Origin of the sequence: Pseudarthrobacter naphthalenicus (genome assembly GCF_029076445.1) — a bacterium.
GTDB lineage: Bacteria > Actinomycetota > Actinomycetes > Actinomycetales > Micrococcaceae > Arthrobacter > Arthrobacter naphthalenicus.
In genome coordinates, this window is record NZ_JARESG010000058.1 from 1 (window position 1) to 3623 (window position 3623).

3 protein-coding genes are annotated in these 3623 nt (G+C 62.8%); all 3 read right to left on the bottom strand.

Features of this window, described 5'->3' with window-relative positions:
* Nucleotides 1–501: 501 nt before the first annotated feature.
* From PY310_RS21255 to PY310_RS21265, 3 genes are read right to left on the bottom strand one after another with little or no spacing between them, the layout of a single operon-like run.
* A complete protein-coding gene (locus PY310_RS21255) occupies nt 502–867 on the bottom strand; it encodes a DUF6262 family protein (protein WP_275216617.1) in 366 nt (121 codons plus the stop codon).
* Nucleotides 854–2401: a tyrosine-type recombinase/integrase gene (locus PY310_RS21260; RefSeq protein WP_275216618.1), complete on the bottom strand. Its 1548-nt coding sequence runs from the start codon at nt 2399–2401 to the stop codon at nt 854–856. Before PY310_RS21260 ends, PY310_RS21255 begins: the two co-directional genes overlap by 14 nt.
* Nucleotides 2398–3501, bottom strand: coding sequence for a site-specific integrase (locus PY310_RS21265; protein WP_275216619.1), 1104 nt, complete (start codon nt 3499–3501; stop codon nt 2398–2400). Before PY310_RS21265 ends, PY310_RS21260 begins: the two co-directional genes overlap by 4 nt.
* Nucleotides 3502–3623: the final 122 nt, after the last annotated feature.

Consider the following 3623-nt stretch of genomic DNA (forward strand, 5'->3'; position numbering starts at 1 on the left):
ATATCTCTAGTCCGTCTCTGTCGGTGCCCAAGTGGCGCGGTGCATCCGTTGTGGAAAGTGTCCACGACGGATCTCGGACGGGACTCCTCCTCAGAGGAAAACACGGAAAATCGTGACCGACTCGAGATGCTCCGGAGGAAGCTTCGCCGGCTCTTTCCTCACGGCTCTTTGGTGGTGTGCTCTTGTCTTGCTGGACTGTTTGCTTCCCGACTTCTGAGTTCCATCCAAGCCCGAATTGCTTGATAAACGCAGAAGCCGCCAAAGACAAGCGCGGCGACAGATACCCACGTTTTGATAGAAGTGTCCCATTCAAAGAGCACTAGGAAGGAGACCAGAGCGCTTGCCGCTAAAACGAAACGATTGTTCCTGAACGCCCGCACCTGAACGACTGAGGACTGCCGCAACTTATCTCCATTCATGGCTAAAGGTAACAAGCTGACGCCGGGACATAAAGGTCCCTGCAGCGTCCTGTAGCGGGTCCCCCTCAGCGAAGACCGGGATTCATCGCCGCGAGTGTCCCAGTGCAAGCGCCAACTGGTGTCTGAGGTGCTCGATTTCTGCGGAGAGCTCGCGGTTCCGCTCCAGCGATGCGGTGAGGCGGGCGCGCAGGGACTCCGTGCTGGCGCTGCTTCGGCTTGCTCTGGGTTCTTGTGGGCGGTCGTCGCGCAGTCCGATGATGACGGTTCGCAGGTCGGGCTGGGTGTAGAGCCATGACCTCGATACTCCGGCGGCCGCGGCTACCGCTTCGAAGGTGACGGCGCCGCCTTGGTTCTGTAGTTCACGCAGCGCCGCCACGGCTTTGGAGCGGGTGAGTTCGTGCCGGCGCTCCGCGGCCTGCCGGATGTAGCGGCTGTTATCTGCCCGCAAGGTTATCGTCCTCCTGGACGTGGTTTGGGCCTGCATGCGTTTCGTCGTCGAGTGTTTCAATAATGCGGTCCAGATTGCCGAGCACCCGGGTGTTCATTTCGGCCAGCCGCTGTTGGCCGCGGGCTTCGGCGGCGGAGATGATCTGCACGACCTGGGTCCGGTGTTCGCGGTGTTGCGGGAGGAAGTCGGCCGTGGTGATGAACATGGGACAGGTCAGACAGGCGTTGGCGTGCGGGCAGGTTTTCTGCACCGGGAGTCCGCAGTAGCCGTTGGGCAGTGCCTGGGTCGCCCTGCCGAGGCGCTGTTTGGACCAGGCGGCCTCGGCCAGGGGCCCGTCGGGGTCAAGTTCGACGACGCTGCCGGTTGCGTTGACTTTCCGCGCGGCTTCCCAGTGCCGTCGGATGGTTGTGTCGCTGAGTCTGGCGTAGTGGGCGGTCATCTGGTGGGAGTCGTGGTCCAGGATCCGGCGCACGACCTCCTGCGGGACGTCGAGGTTGATCAGTCTGGTCCCCAGCGTGTGACGGAACCGGTGCGGGCTGACAACGGCAGGGTTGCCGTTTTCATCGGTGACATCGCAGTGCCTGACCCACCGCCGAAGGGCGGTGCTGTATGAGCTTGCGCTGATGTGTCCGGCGCCGTAGACGTCCACCCGGTCGTGGGCGAAAAGCAGTTGTGTCCCGGAATTGCCTGCGCCGTTGACGTAGCTGATCTGCTCCGCGATGGCCTGTTCGAGTTCCTTATCGATGGGGACGAGCGCCTCGCGTTTCATCTTGTGGTTCAGATACCGCAGATACGGGGCGCCGTCCTTGTCCCGGGTGATGCAGTCCTGGGTCAGGGCTACTGTGTCGCTGATCCGCAGCCCGCACCGGATCAGAATCAAGGTGATCAGCCGGTGATGCGGAGTGGTCATTTTGGCGAGGTTTCCGGGGTCCTCCAGCTGGGCCATGACGTGTTCACTCAGTGACCGGGGTTGCCGGACCGTCTCTTTGGGATAGTCCTCGGTGTAAATCTGGGCCGTCGTGGGCAGATCGGTCACCCATCCGTGGCGGCGCATGGTGAGGAGAAAGGTGTTGAACTGGCCGATCCGGGTCCGGTGCGTGACGACTCCGGCGCTGTGGGTATGCAGGTATGCCAGGAAGCCTTCGATTAGCTCCCGATCGATGTCGGCGGTGCCGGTGACCGGGATCCTCGTTGAATCCAGAAAGGCGTTGAAGCTCTCCACCGCCTTGGTTCCCAGCACCGCGGTTTCAACCGTCAATCCGGTCGTCAGCCGCCAGCGGGCCCATCGCTTGGCCAGCTGCTTCAACCAGGGCCGGGTGATGTTTTCGAAGTGGACCGTGACCTGGCTGCGGGCGGCGATACCGAGGGCCCTGGCATGCCAGACATCCTTGGGGAACTCGGTCTCCCACGGCGCGGCGCCCAGGGAGGCCTTCCCCATGTTTCCCGTCCAGACGGGCGGCGGGTCGATGCTGCTGTCTCCGGGGGAAACGAGTGCCGGATCGTTTAGTGAGGGCACGGGATGCAGGGTGGTCATATCGTCACCGCCCTGGTGGCGAACCAGCCGGCATCGGCCAGTGCGCGGCGGGCATCATCGCTGGAGATATGGGCATAGGTCTTGACCGTCGTGGTGAGGCTCGCATGGCCCAACAGTTTGGAGACCACCTCGACCGGGACGTTCTCGCGAAGCATCCGGGTGGCATAGGTGTGCCGGAACCAGTGGGGATCAAACCCGACGCCCGTCTGCCGCCGGAGCCGCCGCACCAGGTCATGGACGGCGGCATACGTCATCGCCTGCCCGTGGGGCCGTCCCCACAGGTTGACGAAGACGTAGTCCGAATCCAGGTCCCCGTATTCGACGTCGAGGTAGTCGGCATACAGCCGGATCAGTTCGGCGGTGACGGGGACCGTGCGCGAATGGGGCGATTTTGCGCGCGCACCGTTGGTGTTGTCGCGCCGGCGGATCGTGATTTCCCGTTCGGCCACGGCGATGTCCTCATGCCGGAGCCCCAGGGCTTCCCCGATCCGGATACCGGCGTCGTGGAGCAGCGCGAAGAGCAGCCGGTCCCGGAGGTGTCCGCACGAATCCAGAATGCTTTGGACCTCGTTGGGAGCCAGCAGGCGGGGAATCCTTGCCGTCACGGAAAGCTTCACCGCCCGCCGCTGTTTCGCCGCGCCCTTGCTGATGTGGTGCAGGAAGGGTTTCCACCCTCCCTGGCGGGCGCCCGGGTCCCAGCACGTGATCAGCTCGCCCAAGTCAAGGCCATGGCGGGCGGCATGCTGATAGAAGATCGACACGGTGGAAAGTTTCCGGTTCACCGTCGCCTCACTGCAATGGTGCCCAATCGTTGGAAGAACCGAAAGGACCTGGCCACGCATGTCCGGCGGACGCCGTAACCACCGGATGAAGGCACCAACGTCTTCCTGCTTCACCGACTGCCAGTCGAGCCCGTATTCACGCAGGAAAACGAACCAGTCCTTTAAATCGTGGGCATGGGCCTTGATCGTGTTAGGTGACCGCTCGGTCTCGGCCAAATACCGCAGATACCGCTCCGCCGGTTCCACCACGCCGGTCACGCCGATCAGCGTGAAAGACACCTCATTGCTTGCCGGATCCAACACCTTCGATACCCGCATCGCCGCTCCCGTCAGCTGCCTCGTGGACGGACAAGACGCTAACCCATCCACAACGAAGCAACCAGAGCCCCAAACCCCCGTGGGCTACATGACAGACAGCAGCTGAAGGGCTAAAGATATCG